This window comes from Microbacterium sp. NPDC055455 (assembly GCF_053619935.1).
Window position 1 is genome coordinate 206,175 of record NZ_JBSHLB010000003.1, and the last position, 18,965, is coordinate 225,139.

General features: G+C 71.5%; 19 protein-coding genes. 6 read left to right on the forward strand and 13 right to left on the reverse strand.

From position 1 onward, the window contains the following. Positions 1-276 precede the first annotated feature (276 nt). Together ACWGUG_RS10715 and ACWGUG_RS10720 are read left to right on the forward strand one after the other, a co-directional pair. Entirely contained in the window at positions 277-765 is a 489-nt protein-coding gene (locus ACWGUG_RS10715) for a YajQ family cyclic di-GMP-binding protein (protein WP_109211358.1), read from the forward strand. Between the two features lie 115 nt (positions 766-880). After that, positions 881-1,630: an EAL domain-containing protein gene (locus ACWGUG_RS10720; protein WP_336394808.1), complete on the forward strand. Its 750-nt coding sequence runs from the start codon at positions 881-883 to the stop codon at positions 1,628-1,630. Positions 1,631-1,681: 51 nt separating this feature from the next. On the opposite strand, the gene ACWGUG_RS10725 is transcribed toward ACWGUG_RS10720, so the two are convergent. Beyond that, positions 1,682-2,398, reverse strand: a complete 717-nt coding sequence (locus ACWGUG_RS10725) for a TetR/AcrR family transcriptional regulator C-terminal domain-containing protein (RefSeq protein WP_336394807.1) — start codon at positions 2,396-2,398, stop codon at positions 1,682-1,684. Between the two features lie 191 nt (positions 2,399-2,589). On the opposite strand from ACWGUG_RS10725, the gene ACWGUG_RS10730 reads away from it, so the two are divergent. Then, positions 2,590-3,957 carry a diguanylate cyclase gene (locus ACWGUG_RS10730; protein WP_336394806.1) on the forward strand — a complete coding sequence of 456 codons (1,368 nt, stop codon included), beginning with the start codon at positions 2,590-2,592 and terminating at the stop codon, positions 3,955-3,957. A gap of 116 nt (positions 3,958-4,073) precedes the next feature. Here the strand turns inward: ACWGUG_RS10730 and ACWGUG_RS10735 are convergent, their stop codons facing one another. The 3 genes from ACWGUG_RS10735 to ACWGUG_RS10745 form a co-directional block, all read right to left on the reverse strand. Then, a complete protein-coding gene (locus ACWGUG_RS10735) occupies positions 4,074-4,610 on the reverse strand; it encodes an ABC transporter substrate-binding protein (RefSeq protein WP_452324655.1) in 537 nt (178 codons plus the stop codon). 309 nt (positions 4,611-4,919) lie between these two features. Next, positions 4,920-5,459 (reverse strand): flavodoxin domain-containing protein, encoded by a 540-nt coding sequence (locus ACWGUG_RS10740; protein WP_378883508.1) that lies wholly within the window; start codon positions 5,457-5,459, stop codon positions 4,920-4,922. A gap of 74 nt (positions 5,460-5,533) precedes the next feature. Next, on the reverse strand, positions 5,534-6,328 hold the full coding sequence (locus ACWGUG_RS10745; protein ID WP_452324656.1) for a hypothetical protein: 795 nt from the start codon (positions 6,326-6,328) through the stop codon (positions 5,534-5,536). Between the two features lie 94 nt (positions 6,329-6,422). On the opposite strand from ACWGUG_RS10745, the gene ACWGUG_RS10750 reads away from it, so the two are divergent. Then, entirely contained in the window at positions 6,423-6,899 is a 477-nt protein-coding gene (locus ACWGUG_RS10750; protein WP_452324657.1) for a hypothetical protein, read from the forward strand. 215 nt (positions 6,900-7,114) lie between these two features. On the opposite strand, the gene ACWGUG_RS10755 is transcribed toward ACWGUG_RS10750, so the two are convergent. The 5 genes from ACWGUG_RS10755 to ACWGUG_RS10775 form a co-directional block, all read right to left on the reverse strand. Continuing rightward, positions 7,115-8,125: an alpha/beta hydrolase gene (locus tag ACWGUG_RS10755; protein ID WP_452324658.1), complete on the reverse strand. Its 1,011-nt coding sequence runs from the start codon at positions 8,123-8,125 to the stop codon at positions 7,115-7,117. Between the two features lie 23 nt (positions 8,126-8,148). Next, a complete protein-coding gene (locus tag ACWGUG_RS10760; RefSeq protein ID WP_336394800.1) occupies positions 8,149-9,522 on the reverse strand; it encodes an FAD-dependent oxidoreductase in 1,374 nt (457 codons plus the stop codon). 101 nt (positions 9,523-9,623) lie between these two features. After that, on the reverse strand, positions 9,624-10,679 hold the full coding sequence (locus tag ACWGUG_RS10765; RefSeq protein ID WP_452324659.1) for a polyprenyl synthetase family protein: 1,056 nt from the start codon (positions 10,677-10,679) through the stop codon (positions 9,624-9,626). 55 nt (positions 10,680-10,734) lie between these two features. Next, positions 10,735-11,400 carry a class I SAM-dependent methyltransferase gene (locus tag ACWGUG_RS10770; protein WP_452324777.1) on the reverse strand — a complete coding sequence of 222 codons (666 nt, stop codon included), beginning with the start codon at positions 11,398-11,400 and terminating at the stop codon, positions 10,735-10,737. Positions 11,401-11,554: 154 nt separating this feature from the next. Continuing rightward, entirely contained in the window at positions 11,555-12,184 is a 630-nt protein-coding gene (locus ACWGUG_RS10775; protein ID WP_452324660.1) for a DUF402 domain-containing protein, read from the reverse strand. 22 nt (positions 12,185-12,206) lie between these two features. On the opposite strand from ACWGUG_RS10775, the gene ACWGUG_RS10780 reads away from it, so the two are divergent. Further along, complete coding sequence (locus tag ACWGUG_RS10780; protein WP_452324661.1) at positions 12,207-13,496, forward strand: isochorismate synthase; 1,290 nt, start codon at positions 12,207-12,209, stop codon at positions 13,494-13,496. Between the two features lie 43 nt (positions 13,497-13,539). Here ACWGUG_RS10780 and ACWGUG_RS10785 read toward each other — a convergent pair whose 3' ends face one another. The 4 genes from ACWGUG_RS10785 to ACWGUG_RS10800 all read right to left on the reverse strand — a co-directional run bounded on the left by ACWGUG_RS10785 (position 13,540) and on the right by ACWGUG_RS10800 (position 18,521). After that, the gene (locus ACWGUG_RS10785; RefSeq protein ID WP_452324662.1) at positions 13,540-15,198 is read right to left on the reverse strand and encodes a DUF885 domain-containing protein; all 1,659 of its coding nucleotides are present in this window, start codon (positions 15,196-15,198) and stop codon (positions 13,540-13,542) included. Between the two features lie 79 nt (positions 15,199-15,277). Beyond that, positions 15,278-16,141 (reverse strand): PPK2 family polyphosphate kinase, encoded by an 864-nt coding sequence (locus ACWGUG_RS10790; protein WP_336394794.1) that lies wholly within the window; start codon positions 16,139-16,141, stop codon positions 15,278-15,280. A 63-nt stretch (positions 16,142-16,204) separates the two neighbouring features. Continuing rightward, positions 16,205-18,031: a 2-succinyl-5-enolpyruvyl-6-hydroxy-3-cyclohexene-1-carboxylic-acid synthase gene (gene menD / locus ACWGUG_RS10795; RefSeq protein ID WP_452324663.1), complete on the reverse strand. Its 1,827-nt coding sequence runs from the start codon at positions 18,029-18,031 to the stop codon at positions 16,205-16,207. Position 18,032: 1 nt separating this feature from the next. Then, positions 18,033-18,521: a PLDc N-terminal domain-containing protein gene (locus ACWGUG_RS10800; protein WP_336394792.1), complete on the reverse strand. Its 489-nt coding sequence runs from the start codon at positions 18,519-18,521 to the stop codon at positions 18,033-18,035. 103 nt (positions 18,522-18,624) lie between these two features. Here ACWGUG_RS10800 and ACWGUG_RS10805 point away from each other — a divergent pair, with 103 nt between their 5' ends. Next, complete coding sequence (locus ACWGUG_RS10805) at positions 18,625-18,954, forward strand: DUF4229 domain-containing protein (protein WP_452324664.1); 330 nt, start codon at positions 18,625-18,627, stop codon at positions 18,952-18,954. Positions 18,955-18,965: the final 11 nt, after the last annotated feature.

The following is an 18,965-nucleotide window of genomic DNA, read 5'->3' on the forward strand; positions in this document are numbered from 1 at the left end:
TGTGCCTCTCTGGAGTGCTGGTGAGTTGAACCGGCCCTCGGCCGGTGCGGTGGCACCGATGAAGGCCGTTCTTCGGCTTGCACGAATCTGCAAGCGCTTACATTCTGCATCATGCGGTGAATCAGGACAAGGTGGGCGAAGCCAATCGATATCTCCTCGTGATCTTGCGAGAACTGGAACCGCTTCCAGCCGACGACTCGCTCAGCAACGCGCGCATGCCCGGAAAGCGGCATCCCACTCTCCGCCAGCCGTCCGCCCGCCGATAGACTTCCGGCCATGGCAGATTCCTCGTTCGACATCGTCAGCAAGGTCGACCACCAGGAGGCCGACAACGCGCTCAACCAGGCCCGCAAGGAGGTCGAGCAGCGCTACGACTTCAAGGGCACGGGCGCCTCGATCGAGTGGAGCGGCGAGGCCGTGCTCATCAAGGCCAACTCCGAGGAGCGGGCGAAGGCGGTCCTCGACGTGTTCCAGTCCAAGCTCATCAAGCGGGGCATCTCTCTGAAGAGCCTGGAGTCCGGCGACCCGGTCGCCAGCGGCAAGGAGTACCGGATCACGTCGACGATCAAGGACGGCATCTCGTCCGAGAACGCGAAGAAGATCTCGAAGATCATCCGCGACGAGGGCCCGAAGTCGGTGAAGTCGCAGATCCAGGGCGACGAGCTGCGCGTGCAGTCCAAGTCCCGCGACGACCTGCAGGAGGTGCAGCGCCTGCTGAAGGCCGCCGACCTCGACGTCGACCTCCAGTTCGTCAACTACCGGTAGTGCCCTAACCCGGCCGCGACCTCGTGTCAACACGTCAGGCGGCCACGAGCCTCCTGAAAGAATGGGGGCACCCGCGGCGAGACCGAGTGCTCGCCCGGACTGGGGCGGATACACAGTGATCGAGATCGCGGAGATGACGCGTGCGCTGCGGCGCGCGCTGAGCCGCGGCGAACTGGCGGCGTGGTTCCAGCCTCAGATCGACCTGAGAACGAACCGGCTGGTCGCCGCCGAGGCGCTCTGCCGTTGGCACCACCCGACGTGGGGCACGGTGGGCCCCAATGAGTTCATCCCGGTCGCCGAAGAGGACGGCACCATCCACGACATCGGCCGGTACATGACCACGCAGGCCATGGGAGCGATGACCGAGTGGGGCATCGATCTCTCGGTCAACGTCTCCCCCGCCCAGTTGGAAGGCGCCGGTTTCACCACCTGGATGGAACGGATGATCCACCGCATCCGGCGCCCTGCGCGGCACCTGACGCTCGAGATCACCGAGGGTCGTCGCATCGGCGACGCCCCCGCCCTCGTGGCACGGCTGGACCGGTTGCGCGGGCTCGGCATAGGCATCGCAATCGATGACTTCGGTGCCGGGCAGGCGTCGCTCACCCAGGCCAAGCGGCTGCACGCCACGGAACTGAAGATCGACCGGGCTCTCATCGTCGACGACTCCCCGGAGGCCTCCGAAGTGGTCTCGGATGCCGTGACACGTGCTCATGACGCCGGCATCCGCGTCGTCGCCGAAGGCGTCGAGACCGCCGAGCAGCTCGCCAAGGTGACCCGGCTGGGGTGCGACCGCGCGCAGGGTTACCTGCTGAGCCGCCCTATCCGCCGCACTGAGATGGCCCGCTTGGTGGCCAGCGCCTGAAGACAGGCATCCCGAGCCGCGAAGAGCCCTGCCGACGATGCCGCGGGTCGGTCAGTGCGCGACATGCTGCGCGAGGCGGTCCAGGAGCGCCTCGAGCGAGACCTCGAACTCCTCGTCGCTGCGATCCTCGCTGAGCAGGGCCCGCAGGCGGAACACTTCCGGCGCATCCTCGAGGGTGCGGGTGCCGTCCTGCTCGGGGATGGAAGCGCCCCCTTCGTCCAGGGGTTCGCCGACGGGGCCGGTCGCTGCTCCTCGGACAGCCGCCTCCAGCAGCAGCTGCCCCAGGAGGAAGCTGCTGAAGGACCGGTAGGCGTCGACGGCCTGCTGGTCGGTGAAGCCGTGCCCGATCAGCGCCGCGAGGAACGCATTGACCACCTCGATGCTCCGCAACGGCGGCCGCAGCCACGGCGCTGCAGGATGCCGCGACGCGATCAACGGGAAGACCTTCGGGTGCTTGATCGCGATCTGCCGCACCTGGTGGGCGGTGGTCTGCAGATAGCCCTGCCAATGCTCAGCGAGCTGGGCGTCCAGACTCGACAGCAGGTCACCCATGAGCAGGGCGACGACCCCCTCGAGGAGATCCTCCTTGCCGTGCACGTGACGGTACAGCGACATCGCCTCGACACCGAGCTCCTGCGCCAGCGACCGCATCGACAGGCTCTGCGCGCCGGAGACATCGATCTGCCGCAACGCCGTCTCGATGATCAGCTCGCGACTGAGCTTCGGCGCCGCGGTCTTCGCCGGCTGCGTGCTCCTGCTCTTGGCCACTGACCTATCCTTCCCTACCTGCGGTCGCCGGTTGAGGGGTTTACGTGAGATGCTTCTCGCTACGCTTACACCGTAAGCACAGACTCGCCCCGTCTGTGACCCGCCTGCCCCGAGAGGCCCCCCAGCATGCCCGCTGTCCCCGCCCGCGCTGCGTGCGCCGTTCACGCCTCCGAGAGTGGGCGGTTCCTGTCATGACCTCCACCGTAGACAACGACTGGTTCCACCGGGCCCCCTGCGGACTTCTTGCCACGACGTTCGAAGGCTCCATCGTCGAGGCGAACGACATCCTGCTCACCTGGACGGGCCGCACCCGCCAGGAGCTCTCCGGCGCAGGACTGACTGCGCTCCTCGATCCGGCCAGCACGCTCACCTACGAGACCAGCTACCGTCAGGTCCTCCTTCGCAACGGCTCGGTGCAACAGGTGACGCTCACACTCCGCACGCCTGCGGATGCCGCCGTGCCGGTGCTCGTCAACGCGGTTCGTGATGACGAAGCCGGACTCATCCGGTTCGCGCTCTTCGACGCCACCGAACGCGTCCGCTACGAGCAGGACCTCCTCGCCGCCAGGAGAACCGCGGAGCAGTCCGAACAACGCGTCCGGATCCTGCAGGAGGTGTCCACGATGTTCGACGTGAGCGCCACCGACCGAGACGTCGCCCAGTCCTTCGCGGCCGTCGCGCGGGACGCGTTCACAGCGACGGAGACCGCGGTCCTGCTCGCCCAGGACGACGGGCACCTCGTCCTCAGCGGCGGCACGAACCCGCTCGAGGGCAAAGTCGCGCCCGTGCACGCGCTGAGGGAGACCACCGAGGTGACGGTGGTGCACAACAACGACGCCGGGTATCCGGAACTCAGTGCTGCGATGCGGAGCAACGGTCTCGCCGCACTCAGCGTGATGCCGCTCGTCGCCGACGGGCAGCGCCTGGGGATCCTGGTCTGCTTCTACAACCGGCGCACCGACTTCGATGCGCACTTCTTCGAGCTCCAGCAGGCGCTGGGGCGACAGGCCTCGCAGACGCTGCTCCGGGTTCGTCTGCAGCGCACCCTCGCGCGGCTGGCCCTGCACGACCAGCTCACCGGTGCGGCCAACCGGCAGCTTCTCCAACTCACCCTCGACGAGGCGATCGCGGCGGCCGACGTCTCCGGCGAGCCCCTCGCCGTGCTCTTCCTGGACGTCGACGACTTCAAGGGCATCAACGACGCCTTCGGCCACGCCGCGGGCGACATGGTGCTCGTCGAACTCGCCACGCGCCTGCGAGGCGGCGTCCGCGCCGGAGACATGGTCGGGCGGATCGGCGGCGACGAGTTCGTCGCCATCTGCGCCGGCGCGGACGCCGACGCCGCCGAAGCCATCGCGCAGCGCATCCTCACCGTCTGCCGACTGCCCATCCCCGTGCCGGACGGGATCATCTCGGCGTCGGTCAGCGTCGGCGTATCCCTCTACCGTCCGGGAATCGACCCGTCCACCGCCGCGCAGCAGCTGCTCGTGCGCGCCGACGCCGCGATGTACGACGCCAAGCGGGCGGGCAAGGACCGCGTCACGATGAACGCGGGCTGACTCACTCGCAGATACTCGTGTGGCGGTGGACACCATGTCGGCGCCACGCACGACTCCGGCCCGGGCTGCGAAGATCCCCGGGCCGGAGCGGCCGTGCGTACGAACGGCGTGAGCGGTTACAGGCCCAGGCCGGTCAGAAGACGGTTCAGCAGCGCACCGATGCCCTGCAGCGGGCCGTCGCGGTCCAGGAGCCCGGCGACCGCGCACAGCAGGTTGCCGAGCAGGTTGCCGGCGCCCGGAACGGCGGTGATGTCGAGCTGCACCTCGTTCAGGTCGACGACGAGGCCGAGGAGGTCGAGGTGCAGCGGTCCGAGATCCAGGTCGAGGATCGTGCACGCGTCGTTCGCCTGCAGGTTGTCGATCGTCGTGGTGAACGGGGTGGCGGCGATCGGAACACCGTCAAGGGTTCCCGAGATCGTTCCGGTCAGCTGCAGCACGCCATCCACGGTGCGGACGGTCAGGTCACTGATCTCACCGACGAAGCCGTCACCTGTCACCGGCAACGACGTCGGAACAGCGGGAGCCTGGTGAACGACCGCGGCGGACGCGGTCGTCGGGGGTGCGGCGCTGGCCGCCATGGCAGGCAGCACTCCCAGTGTGGTTGAAAGGGCGAGGGCGACTCCGGCGCTGGCGATCTTCGTCTTGCGCAACATGGCTTGCACTTCCTTTCGTTGGGCTCGTGGCCGGGGCGCCGCGAGCTCAGGAATGTTCAAGCTAGGTCGCATCGTCTCGCCGAGCTTCTCGGTTCCCTTCGTCGCGTCCCGCGGGTATCATCCGGGTCCTTCAGCGCGCCGCGACCCGACCCCGGCGACCCGATTTCCGGGGAATTCGTCGCGTCGGCATAGGCAGGCGGCCGACTGAACCGGGTGCCCTCGACGATTGTGTTCGCCGCCCGCGAAACCGGCGTAATAGAAAGGCGCTTCGCCGTCGCTTCGCCGGAAAGGCTCCCCTCGGACGCCGGGTCACGCGTGCGCGGCGGTGGGCGCGAGGGCGTCCGCGATCTCGGCCGCCCACGTGTCGATGACGTCCCACTCGCGGAAATCTCCCTGCGGCAGGATGTCGCGGATCGCCGGCATCCAGGCGATGATGCGATCGGCGCCGCGGACCTTGTCGTGATCGTAGGCGCCGCGGAAGACCTGGGTCCCCCGCGGGTGCAGACGGTCTTCATAGTCGGCGAACTGCTTGGGCTCGGCACCCTTCAGCACGTCTTCGCCGTCCTTGTCGACCTCCTCGGTGCCGAGCGGCCCGCTGCTGAAGAGCCACACCGGGTGCGCGGCGAGCTCAGCCGCGTTGCGTTTCACGAACCGCCGCGCGTCCTTCCTCCAGTTGAACTCGTACGTCGCCGACCCGACCACGTACGCGTCGTAGCCGGTGGCATCGTGCACGTCTCGGCATCGGCTGACGTCGACAGCGAGACCCCGCTTGCGCAAGCAGTCACCGATCCGCTGCGCGATGCCCTCGGTTGCGCCGTACTTGCTCGAGTACGCCACCAGTACCCTCATTGCGCTCATCTCCTTCATCCCGGCGCTGCGATGCACCGTTCGACGTGCTCCCGGCCCTGAATCAGATCAGCCGGTCAGAGCGACGTGCTCTGCGGTGCCCTGGGTGGCTGGGCAGGCGCCGGCTGGCCGGGCGAGCGCAGTCCGCGCTGCCCCACGCCGAGGAGCACGGCTCCGGCGACGATGCCGGTCAGTCCTGCCACCAAGAGGATGCCGCCGAGCACGAGCAGCGCCGTAGCCGCCGGGGCGATGAGGTCGCTGCGTGCGCCGACGCTCATCTCCACGTCGATCCCGCGGGCGCCGTCGGGGTTCATGACGACGATCCCCCACTCGCCGGGCGTGAGCGTCCAGCGCACCTCCTGCGGCCCCGCGCCGCTCGCCGACGACACCCAGATGTCGAGATCGGCCGGCTCCTCCGACGGCGCCGAGCCGTCGTGCTCGCGGTAGCGCACGTCCGAGCGGAAGTCGAGCCGGCGCACCTCGCTGTGCGCGACGTCCGCGAGGTATCGATCGATGTCGTCCTGGGCGGCGATCCCGACGAAGACCGGCCCGTCCGCCGATTCGACGGTCATCCGCAGCACGGCGACATCGAACGGGAGGTCCGGCACGTCGCTGTCGACCGTGACCGCGTCTCGTGCGGGCGACGTGAGCGCGTACGAATCCGTCGACATCTCGATCGGGCCGGCGGAGATGAATCCGTCACGGCCCTGCAGCCCCTGGACCCCGGCGGCCGTCACTCCGACGAGAAGGACGGCACCGCCGCCTGCCGCGACGAGGAGGCCGATGATGAGCAGCACGATCCCGACGATCGTGGCGGTCGCACCGGGCTGCCGCGGCGGGGTGGCGACGCTGGGTGTGGTCGATCCGGTCATGTTCCCAGAGTGCGCGGCGGCGGTGGGATGCCACGGGGCGAAGGTCCCATGGCGGCGCGGCGGATCCCGGCGCGACCGCCCTACACTCGGGGCCATGCGCTTTCTCCGGGCACTGCTGTCAGCCGTCGTCGGGACGCTGCCGGTGCTGGCCATCCTGCTGATCCCCGATCTCGTCCGGGGCGACGCGGGGGGCGTCCCGCTCGTCGGCATCGGCAGCACGCTCCTCAACGCGGCGTTCATCGCCGCGATCATCCTGGTCCCGAAGGTCAATGGATGGCTCGACCCGGAGGCGCCCGACTGGACCACGGCGACCGCCATGGCGGCCGTCGGTGCCGTGTGGCGCAACCGCATCTGGCTCGCGCTGCTGGCCGTGCTGGCGCTGCTCGCGGTCTACGCCGCCGGGCAGACCGTCGCGTACTTCGTCGGCCAGGCGAACCCCGCCGTCACGGACGGCGCGCTGGACTACAGCACGTTCCTCGCGCAGGAGATGACCGTCTACCTGCTCGGGTTCGTGCTGTCGCTGACGACCTACCTGCTCATCATGCGGGCGCTGACTCGCCGGGCCGACTGAGACGCCGACGCAGCGGGACACGTAAAAGGCCCCGGGTGCTGGGGACACCCGGGGCCTGTCGTCGTCTGCTCTCGCTCACCAACCCCCCGGTTAGCGGCGCCCGACGACGGGATGGGAAGGATTCTTGGGGAGGGCCTTCCCTGAGATGCTGGGGACATCTCCCCTATATGTTAACCCGTCCGGCAAGTGGTCCGATGTCCCCTCTTCGGGGGACATCAGCCGTCGGACGCGACATACCCCCGCAGCCACCGGTCGAGCGCCTGATAAGCCGCGGCCCGGGGACCGGGTCTGGAGAGGAACACGTCGTGGATGGCTCCCTCGATCCGCGCGATCGTCACGATACCCCCGATGCGGGTCGCGGCGCGAGCGATGTCGTCGACGACCAGCACCGAATCCGTCGACGTCATCGACTCCCGCCATGACAGCGGCACGGTGGAGTGCGTCGAGAGCAGCACCATCGCCGGGCATCCCACGTCCACTCCCGCCGCGATGCGACGATGCCCGTCCATGACGGCCGAGAGCCAGCCCGGTGCGGTCGGGAACCCCCGGTCCGGCCGCCACCGCGCCCGCACCTCGTCAGCCGGCAGCGAGCCGATCTCCTGCTGCGCGCGGGTGTAGAACCCCAGGTCGACGGCGGGCTGCGCGCCGCGCGGGTCGAGGCGGGCGCGGATGTCGACCAGCGGCGCCAGCGCCTGGCGACCGAGCGCGCCCAGCTGCAGCTCGAGCCACGGGCTGTTGAGCACGACGGCGTCGGCCCGTCCCGGGTGCCGCGCCGCCCACAGAGTCAGCGTGAGGCCGCCCGTCGAGTGGCCGAGCAGCACGAGGCGGCGCCGAGAGGCGGCATCCGCTCCCGTGCCGTGCCCCATCGCCTCCAGCGCCGCGGCGATGTCGAGGTCGTAGTCCTCGAGGGAGTCGATGTAGCCCGGCGCCTCCCCGTCTCGCAGGCTGCGTCCGTAGCGCCGCAGGTCGAGCGCGTAGAAGCGCGCTCCCCGCGTGGTCCAGAAGTGCGCGAGCTCCCGCTGGAAGAAGTAGTCCGACCACCCGTGCACGTAGAGCACGTCGACGCCGCGCAGCGGCGCGAACAGCGTGGCGAGACTGTTCGGAAGGCAGCGCACGAGCGTCGCCAGCAGCTCGCCGTCGACGCCGGAGGCATCCAGCGGCAGCGTCAGCTGCTCGAACGGCTTCCCGAGGACGTCGGGGCTCCACGCGGCGGACGGCCCGGCCATGGCCTCAGCCTAGGGGGCGGCGGTCACTCCCCGCGGGAGATCGTCACCATCTCGTCGCGCGGCACGACCTTGACGCGGGCGCGCTCGTGCGGCGCGCCGAGCGCCATCTCGTGCTCGTCCAGGCGGTGCCAGCCCTCGAGGTCGGTCCACTTCACGCCGCGTGAGGCCAGCAGCTCGGGGATCGCCTCCTCGGACGGGTCGGCCGGCTGCCACCAGGTGCCCTGATCGTTGATCAGATGGCGGATGGTCTCCATGGCGTCGGACTTCGTGTGACCGATGAGACCCACCGGCCCGCGCTTGATCCAGCCGGTGGCGTACACGCCGTTCACGCGCTGGTTCGAGTCCTTGCTGAGCACCTGGCCCTCCCGGTTGGGGATCACGCCGTGCTTCTTGTCGAACGGCACGCCCGGCAGGGGCGAGCCGAAGTACCCGACAGCGCGGTAGATGGCCTGGATCGGCACCTCGCGCAGCTCGCCCGTGCCGACGACGCCGCCCTCACCGTCGGGCCGCGTGCGCTCGTAGACGAGGGCGGCGACGCGGCCCTCGGCATCCGTCTTCACCTCGATCGGCTTGGCGTAGAAGTGCAGATGCAGGCGACGGGATGCCGTGCCGCCGGCGTTGTTCACCGAATCGCGCTTGCGCCACGACTGCAGCACGCGGTCGATGACCATGACCTGCTTGTTGCTGGCGATGGCTGCGCGCGACGCCTCGTCGTAGTCGAAGTCCTCGTCGTAGACCACCATGTCGACGTCGCGCAGTTCGCCGAGCTCTCGCAGCTCCAGCGGGGTGAACTTCACGTTCGCCGGGCCACGCCGGCCGAAGACGTGGACGTCGGTGACCGGCGAGGCCTTGAGGCCTTCGTACACGTTGTCGGGGATTTCGGTCGGCAGGAGGTCGTCCGCGTGCTTGGCGAGCATGCGCGAGATGTCGAGCGCCACGTTGCCGTTGCCGATGACGGCGACGGATGCCGCATCCAGCGGCCACTCCCGCGGCACGTCGGGGTGCCCGTCGAACCAGCTCACGAAGTCCGCGGCGCCGTACGAGCCGAGGGCGTCCATGCCGGGGATGTCGAGGTCGGTGTCGCGGATCGCGCCGGTGGCGAAGATGACCGCGTTGTAATGGCGCTTGAGGTCTTCGAGGGTGATGTCCTCGCCGAAGCGGACGTTGCCGAAGATGCGGATGTCGCCGCTGTCGAGCACCTCGCGCAGGGCCGTGATGATGCCCTTGATGCGCGGGTGGTCGGGCGCGACACCGTAGCGGACCAGGCCGTAGGGCGCCGGGAGCTGCTCGAACAGGTCGATCGACACGTCGAACTTGCGCTCGGCCTTCAGCAGGATGTCAGCGGCGTAGATGCCCGCCGGGCCTGCGCCGACGATCGCCAGCCGGAGCTTGGTCATGGTGGTCCTTTCGGGGAGGAGCGGCTTCGCGTGCGGTCTTCGCCTGAGCGTGTCGAAGGGCTCGGGGCCCGACCCCTCGACGTGCTCAGGGACCGGGGATGCTAACTGGAGCGATCCGCGACGGCCTGGGCGAATCGGGTCAGGGCCTCGCGCACCGCGCCGTCGGGCAGCGGCGCGAGGGCGTCGATGGCCTGCTGCGACCACGCGTGCGCGAGGTCCAGTGTCGCGTCGGTCGCCTCGTGCTCGCGCAGCTGCGCGAGCGGCTCGTCCAGGAGCGACGGGTCGGCGCCGTCGGCGATGCGGGCGACGCCCTCGTCGATGCGCTCGCGCAGTGCGACCGAGCCGGCATCCGTCCGCTGTCCGAGCACCAGATAGGGCATGGTCGGCACGCCGGCACGCAGGTCGGTGCCGGGGACCTTGCCGGTCTCATCGGGGTCGGCGGAGAGGTCGATGACGTCGTCCAGCAGCTGGAAGGCGACGCCGGCCTTCTCGCCGAACGTCATCATCGGCTGCTCGAACTCCTCGGGGCCGTTGGAGAAGATGATGCCCGACTGGGCTGCGGCGGCGATGAGCGAGCCGGTCTTGTCGGACAGCACCTGAAGATAGAACTCGACGCGATCGTCGGTCTCGGCCGGCCCGACGGTCTCGTGCATCTGCCCGAGGACGAGCCGCTCGAACGTGTCGGCCTGCAGCCGGATGGCGCGGTCGCCGTGACGAGCCATGATCTGGCTCGCGCGGGAGAAGAGCAGGTCGCCGGTGAGGATGGCCACGCTGTTGCCCCACACCGCGTGCGCGCTCGGCACGCCACGGCGCTTGTCCGCGGCATCCATCACGTCGTCGTGGTACAGCGAGCCCAGGTGGGTCATCTCCAGCGCGGTGGCCGACTCGATCACTTCGTCGGTGGCCCCGTCGCCGAGCTGGGCGGTCAGCAGGGCGAGCATCGGGCGCACCCGCTTGCCGCCGGCGTCGTAGAGGTAGCGGCTCGTCGCATCGGCGAGCGCGTCGGTGACGCGGAGCTCCCGCTCGAGGGCGCTGTCGACGCGCTTCAGGCCCGCCTCCACCGTCTTGAGCAGGGTGCGCGAGCGCGCGCCCGCGAAGACGCGGTCGGTCAGGCCCAGCTTGCCCGCGATGCGCGAGCCCGGCGCGGTCGGTGTCACACGCCCAGCCTACCGGGGGTGCGTTCGGGCTCGGCTCGCGCGGGCCTCGGCCCGCTCACCGGCTCCGCGGCTTGGTGGCGCGATGCAGCGCCACGATGCCCATCGACAGGTTGCGGTACGCGACGCCGGTCCAGCCGGCCTCGCGGATCCACGCCGAGAGGGTCCTCTGATCGGGCCAGTCGCGGATCGACTCGTTGAGGTAGTCGTACGCGTCGGCGTTCGAGCTGACGGTCTTGGCGACCACCGGCAGCACCCGGTCGTTGTAGAAGCGGTAGAGGCCGTTGAACGCCTTCGACGGCGGGTGCGAGAACTCGCAGATCACGAGGCGCCCCCCGGGCCTGGTCACCCGCAGCAGCTCGCGCAGCGCCTTCTTCGGCTCGTTCACGTTGCGCAGCCCGAACGACATCGTCACGGCGTCGAACTCGTCGTCGCCGAAGGGCAGGTCGGTCGCGTCCGCCTGGACGAACGAGAGGTTCCGGATGCCACCGTGCCGACGCCGGCCCTCGGCGATCATGCCCGGGGAGAAGTCCGCCGCGACGACGTCGGCGCCGCGGCCGGCCAGCGCGACGCTGGATGCCCCGGTGCCGGCGGCCAGATCGAGGATCCGCTCCCCCTGCCGCGGTGCGACCGCCCGCGTGGTCGCGGCGCGCCACAGGCGGTCGTTGCCCATGCTGAGCACGGTGTTGGTGCGGTCGTACCCCGCGGCGACCTGGTCGAACATGCCGCTCACGCGCGACGGGTCCTTGTGGAGGTCGGCGCGGTTCGGCTCGTGATCGGACGGGTCGGATGCCACGGGTCCGAGTCTATGCCGCGTGCTCGGGTGGCAGCGGGACGGCGCCTCGACGGCCGGCGCGGGCGCCGACGCGCCGTCGCCGTCAGGACGCGCGGCCGAAGGCGGCGAGGCGTCCGAGCCAGTGCGCCGCGGTCGCATCGTCGAACGGCGCCTCGTCCGCGCGGGCGCGCCGCTCAAGGTCGAGTGCCACCGCCTCCAGCCGCTCGACGACGTCAGCGGGGTAGCCGTACGTGATGCGGTGCTCGTCCCATTCGTCACGGTCCTCGATGTAGACGTCGCCGGGCTGCCGCAGCACCCCCTCGCGATCGATGTACGGCGCGTCGGGCATGCGACGCACGACGTCGAGGTCCATGTCGATGCCCGTCGGCTCACCGGCGCTCCACCGCACGTCCCACGCGAGGTCGATGTACACGCGCGTGCGGTGCGGTGCCGCGTTGTGCGTGAAGGCGTACTCGCCGCTGGGCGGGACGAGCGTCACGTTGTCGTTCTCGGCGACCATGTCGCGCCCCGGACGCGAGCTGCGGTCGCCCGCGTGCTGCCCGAACCACTCCCCCCAGCGGTCGCTGCCGAGGTACACGCACTCGTGCAGCCAGTGGGGCGAGCCGTCCCACTTGCGCCAGCGGAACCACAACCGCGTCCCGGGATCCGGGCGCTCTGCGGAGCCTGCGGCGGGGGGCCGTGCGGCGGGGGGCGGTGCGGCGTCCTCGGTCACCTCGCGAGTCTAGGCTGGAGGGGTGACATCTTCGCACCGCCCGCTGGCGCTGGTGGTCGAGACGCGCGAGATCGACCCGGTCGACGACCTCCTCGCCTACACGTCGCCCTCTGCGCCCCTCGCCTGGCTTCGTCGGGGCGACGGCATCGTCGGGATCGGCGACCTGGGCGGCTACGAGAGCGGGCCGGCGGACGCGCGGGACGCGTCGCGATCCGAGAGCCCCGCCGACACCTGGCGGGCCATCGCGGCCGCCGCGCACGTGGACGACCCGCTGCGCCTGCCCGGCACGGGGCTCGTCGCCTTCGGAACCCTCGTCTTCGACGAGCGCTCGAGCGGAACCAGCCGGCTGATCGTCCCGGAGGCGATCGTCGGCCGTCATCGCGGCCGGTCCTGGATCACCCGGATCCGCCGCGACGACGCGTCGCCGCACGACCCCCTGCCCGTGGAGCCCACCGCCTACGGCCCCTACTGGTCGGCGACCCTCGGCCCCGGCACGCTCGACCCCGAGGGCTACCAGGCCACCGTGCGCCGGGCGGTCGAGGCGATCCGCGCGGGCGGCCTCGAGAAGGTGGTGCTCGCCCGCGACCTCGTCGGCACCATTCCCGGCGGCACCGATCTGCGGCGCCTCGTCCGCGCCCTCGCCGACGACTATCCCGACACGTGGACGTTCGCCGTCGACGGCCTGATCGGCGCGAGCCCCGAGACGCTCGTGACCGCGTCACGCGGAGTGGTCACGGCCCGGGTGCTCGCCGGGACGATTCCGCGCGGCACGGACGCGCACCGCGACACCGAGGCATCCGCTTCGCTCTCGCACAGCGCGAAGGACCTCGAAGAGCATCGCTACGCGGTGCAGAGCGTGCTGGATACGCTCGGCCCCCACGTCCGCGACCTGCGCGCGGATCCCGAGCCGTTCACGCTGAAGCTGCCCAACCTGTGGCACCTGGCCACGGACGTCGCGGGCGACCTCGCCGACCACGCCTCGTCGCTCGACCTCGTGGCGGCGCTCCACCCCACCGCCGCGGTGGCGGGCACGCCGACGGATGCCGCGGTGGAGCTCATCCGCCGGCTCGAGCCGTTCGACCGCAGGCGCTATGCCGGCCCCGTCGGGTGGATCGACGGGGAGGGCAACGGCGAGTGGGCGATCGCGCTGCGCTGCGCGCAGATCGGCTCGCGCTCGGACGCCCCCGCGCAGGGCGGCACGATCCCCGTCGTCGCCCACGCCGGCGCCGGGATCGTCGCCCAGAGCGACCCGGACGCCGAGCTGCTCGAGACGCGGGTGAAGTTCCGTCCGATCGTCGACGCGCTGGCATGACGGGGCCGCCCCTCCCGAAGGGGCCGGAGCGAGAAGCCTCGCTTCAGCGCGCGATGAGCCGTCGCAGCGGATCGAGCCCCATCGGACCCAGCGCCAGCGCGTCGCGATGGAAGTCCCGGAGCGAGAAGGCGGAGCCGAGCTGCTCCTGTCGAGCCGCGCGAGCCTCAGCCCACAGTCGCGCCCCCACCTTGAACGCGAGGGCCTGACCCGGCCAGCCGAGGTAGCGGTCCACCTCGAATCCGGCCAGCGCCGGTTCCACGAGCGCGAGGTCGATCAGCATGCGTCGTGCCAGCGCGGGCGTCCACTCCCGATCGGCCACCAGCGCATTCGGAGGAACCGGGCGCCCGGTATGGAGCCCGATGTCGGCGACGATCCGGACCGCTCTCCAGATCTGCCCGAGGAGAAGGCCCAGTCGCTCGGCGTCATCCCGGATGAGCCCCAGCTCGTCGGCCAGCTGCTCGGCGTAGTGGGCCCAGCCCTCGGCGTAGCCGTGCACGTGGCAGAGATGGCGCTGCCACGGATGCAGGTCCGGATACGACGCCGTCAGCACGAACTGCAGGTGGTGCCCCGGGACGCCCTCGTGGTGGACGCTCGTGACCTCCTGCCAGCTCGACACGACGGGCACGCCGCTCGGGATCGTCCACACCACGCGCCCGGGAGTCGAGCCGTCCGGGGCGCCCGGGGTGTAGTACACGACGCCGGAGGCGGCCTCCGAGACCAGGCACTCCACCTCCCGCACCGCGGCCGGCAGATCGAACGCCGGTGCGATCGCATCGATGGTCTCGTCGACGCGGGCGGCGAGCCAGGCCCGGATCGCCGCCGTGCCCTCCAGCCGGCGGCGAGGGTCGCCGTCGAGCAGGGCGGCCGCGGCCCGCACCGGATCGTCGCCGGTGCCCCCGAGCCGGAGGGCCAGCGAACGGGCCTCGGCGACGAGGCGCTCCAGCTCCGACCAGCCGTAGGCATAGGTCTCGGCGACGTCGATGCGCGCCCCGAGCATCCCGGCGGCGAGATCGGGATAGAGCCGCTCGCCGACGCCGTCCTCCACCGGCGCCGCGGGGCGCAGCTCGTCCCGGAGCAGGGTCACGAGCTCGCCGAGCGCGGCCCCGGTCTCGTCGGCAGCGCTGCGCACGCGCGCGGCGGCTGCGGCGTCCGTGCCCTCGGCAATCGGAACGGCGCCGAACCAGTCTCGGTCGATCCATATCTGCACCTGGTCCGCGAGGGTGTCGAGCTGGCGGACCGGCGCGACCCCCGGGCCGGCGAAGCGCGCTGCCTCGTCGCGTGACCACCGCAGCGCGGCGATGTACCGGCGCACGGCGAGCGGGGCAGCCTCGAGCCGGCGCAGCAGGGCCTCGCCCGCGGCATCCGGTGTCACCGTCAGGCCTTCCACTGCGTAGCGCACGAGGTGCACCGGGGTGGCGAGCCCCGCGACGAGCCGCGGGGTGAAGCCCGAGTCGAAGAGCAGTCGCTCGCGTTCGAGCCGCTCGCGCAGCGCCGCGCGCAGCACCTCGTCGCCGGCGGGCGCCGCGTCGAGGGCCGCCAGGGTCTCGCGCTGGAGCTCGTGCCTGCGCTGCAGCCACTCGGGACCGAGGTCGGGCAGCGCCGGACCCTCGAGCCCGACCGCGAGGGCGGCGTCGGGCTCGTGGCCGGCGAGCTCCCGGACGTAGGCGTCGGCGATGGCGCGGACGGGGTCGGTGTCTGTCACCGCACCAGGCTATGCGCCGTCCGCCGCGACTCCGCGCCGCGCGCCCGCGCCGCCCTGGGGCGCCATGCCGTCGTGCCGCTCAGCTCGCGGCGAGCCGCTTCTTCTCCTCCTCGACGTCGAACGTGGCCGTCGGCCACTGCGGGTCGATGTCCTCGAGGGCCTCCAGCAGCAGGTGCTGCACGGCCAGCCGCGCGTACCACTTGCGGTCCGCCGGCACCACGTACCAGGGCGCGTGGTCGGTCGACGTCCGCTCGAAGACCGTCTGGTAGGCGGCCATGTACTTGGGCCACAGCGCCCGCTCGTCGACGTCGCCCGGGTTGTACTTCCAGTGCTTGTCGGGCCGCTCGAGGCGCTCCATGAGCCGGTCCCGCTGCTCGTCGTGCGAGATGTGCAGCATCACCTTGACGATGCGGGTGCCGCTGTCGGCGATCCGCTTCTCGAACTCGTTGATCGCGTCGTACCGGCGCTCGATCTCGTCCAGCGGCGCCAGCGATCGCACGCGGCCGATCAGGACGTCCTCGTAGTGGGAGCGGTCGAACACCCCGATCATTCCCGATTCCGGCAGCCGCTTCTCGATCCGCCAGAGGAAGTCGTGCTCGAGCTCTTCGGGCGTGGGCTTCTTGAACGCGGCGAGGTCGACGCCCTGGGGGTCGACGGAGCCGACCACGTGGCGGATGACGCCGCCCTTCCCGGCGGAGTCCATCGCCTGCAGCACCAGCAGGACGGCCGCGTCCGTCGCGTCGACGCGGCTGCGGGCGTACAGGCGCTCCTGGTACTCGTCGAGCTCGGCCGCTCCCGCGGCGAGATCCTCGGCGGCTTGATCCTTGTCTTCGCCGTACCCGGGCGTGGCGCGGGTGTCGACGTCGGCGAGGACGAAGCCCTCCCCCACCTTGAGGAGATCGGCGACGTCGCCGCTCCAGTGCTTCTGACTCGACGCGATCATGGAGCCATCATGGCGTGCCGGAGCCTGCGACGGCCAGGATCGGCCGACGGGCGACGCCGAGGCTCAGCGGTCGAGGGGGACCTCGATGAGCTGGCGCCCGCCGACGGGCGAGGTGAGCGCCTGATCGAGTGCGGAGCGGGTCGTGACCCGCCGGTAGTCCCAGCCGTACGCCGCGGCGAGCTCCCCGAGGCGCACCGCGTGCGGCGTGAAGAGGACGCGATCCATCACCTCGCGGCCGGCGACCGACGCGACCTCCAGTCCGTCGAAGATCGTGCCGCCGCCGTCGTTGCCCACGATGACCTGGATCCGCGGCTCCTGCTCCTGCGGCGGCAGCAGCAGCGCCCCGACGTCGTGCAGGAGGGCGAGGTCGCCGAGCAGCACCCGGGTGACGCCGGGTCCGCCGCCGGCCTGGCTCGCCATCGCGATCCCCGTCGCCGTCGCGACCGTCCCGTCGATCCCGGCGAGCCCGCGGTTCGCATGCACCGGGACCTTCTTGCCCGGCAGCACCTGATCGGCCACTCGCACGAGACGCGACGAGCCGAAGACCAGGCGGTCGTGGGGCCAGGTGGCGCGCCATACCGCGTCGACGAGCCCGGCACGGTCGATCGGAGCCCGGATGACCGACAGCTCGGCGGCGATGGCCCCGAGGCGCTCGCCGGGCACCGCCGACGACAGGCCGTCGGCATCGGGCGCGGGCGGAGTGAGATCGACGGATGCCTCGCGCGAGGCGTGCATCCACGCGCCGAGCCACGCGCGATCGGGGTCGCCGGTCGCCACGGCGATGCGATCCGCGGCGAGGGTCGAGCCGTTGAGGTTGAGCGGCTCGCCGGGCCCGCGGACCGCGACGACCTCGATGTCGGGGTCGGAGAGCAGCGCGGCCGCCTCGCGGCTGAGTGTGGGGTGGCCGAGGACGACCGCCCGCTCCACGCGCCCGCCGAGCTCGGGGTCGCGCAGCAGCGCCCGGTAGCCATGCACGAGGTGCCGTCCGTAGCGCGCGCCGCTCACGATCTCGGCGATGAGCGGCCAGCCCCCGACGTGGGCGAGCTCTTCGGCGTCGGGGCCGGCGTCTGCGCCCGCGATCACCACCGTGCGGGGTCCGCGCTCCAGCACGTGGGGCGCGTCCTCGGGCTCGGTGGGGACGTCGGACTCGCCGATCCCGCCGCCGCCCTGGTAGAGCGCGCCGGATGCCTCGTCCTCCGGGTCGGCCGCCACCGGCGGGCCGTCCGGGTGCCCCACGACCGTCGCCCGGAGCTCTGCCGCCGGGACGCCCAGCCAGGCCGGGAGGACGCCCGCGAGCGGCTCGCGGTAGGGAAGGTTCAGGTGGACCGGACCGGGCGACCGGGTCCCGGCGCCGAGTGCGGCCGCGACGGCCTCCTCGGCGACGGCGCGCAGCATCGCGCTCTGCTCGGTGTCGCCGTCGGGATCGGTCGCCTCGGGAACGGGGACGTCGGCTTCGAACCGGACCGTCGGAGCGAACATCCCCGGCTGACGGGTGGTCTGGTTCGCGCCGACACCGCGCAGCTCCGGCGGGCGGTCGGCGGTGAGGAGCAGCAGCGGCACCCCGGCGTGGTGGGCCTCGAGCGCCGCCGGCAGCAGGTTCGACACGGCCGTGCCCGACGTGCACACGACGACCGCCGGCATCCGGGTCTCCCGTGCGATGCCGAGGGCGGTGAATCCTGCGACGCGCTCGTCGATCCGCACGTGAAGCGCGATCGAGCCGCGTCGCTCCAGCTCGGCGGCGACGAGGGCGAGGGCCTGCGAGCGCGACCCGGGGCTGAGCACGACGTGACGGACGCCGAGCTCCACGAGCCGGCACAGCAGCGCGGCGGCGGCGTCCGTCGCGGGCGCACCGCCGGAGGGTGCGCCGGCGGCGCTGCGGACTGTGCTCACGTCAGCCGATGATCCCGCGCTGACCGCGGGCGTCGTCGTCGCCGTCCGCGGGGCGGATCGGCGGCTTCGCGGGCGGGATGCCGGGCGCGGCCGTGCCTCCCGCCGCCGCGGTGCCCGGCGCGGGCGCCTCGTCGGATGCCGAGGGGGCGGCCGGCGGGTTGAAGCGCGGGTCGTCGTCCTCGGCGTCGAGCTGGGCGAGCTCCTCCTCGAGACGGCGGATGCGCTCGTCCTGGTCGCTGATGGTGCCGATGCGGCCGAGGAACTCGGGGTCGTCGTCGGGTGCCCGGCGGGCGGCGGCGGACGAGCCGCGCGCGCGGCCGACGATGAGCCAGAGGATGCCGCCGAGGACCGGCAGCAGCACGACGATGAGGAGCCAGACGGGCTTGCTGACGCCGCGGTGCCGGGTCGGGGGCTGCACTGCGCAATCGACGATGGTGAAGACCCAGAACGCGGTCGCCACCAGGGCCAGAATCAGCAGCACCCGAGGCATATCCCCATCCTAGGCGGGCATGGCCCGGCGCGGGCGGTTCGCGATCCGTCCGTGACTTAACCGTCGCCCGAGCCCCGGTCGCGGTGAAACGTAGGATGGACGGGTGAAAGCGCGCTCGGCCATCGTCTACTCGGTGCTGCGGCTGCTGGCGTTCCTCGTGCCGTTCGGCATCCTCATGCTGTTCCCGGTCATGCGGACGTACTACTGGCTCGCAGCGATCTTCGCCGCCCTCATCGGGCTGAGCCTGTCGCTGCTGTTCCTGCGCAAGCCGCTCGAGGACGCGACGTCGGGGCTCGCCGCACGCCGCACCGAGGCGCGCACCGCTGTGAGCGACGAGGACGCCGAGGATGCCGCGGCCGATGCCGCAGCGTCGCCCTCCGCGCCCGCGGCTCCCGCCCCGCACGAGGCGGAGCGGCCGGACTCCCGGTCCTGACTCGCTTCCCG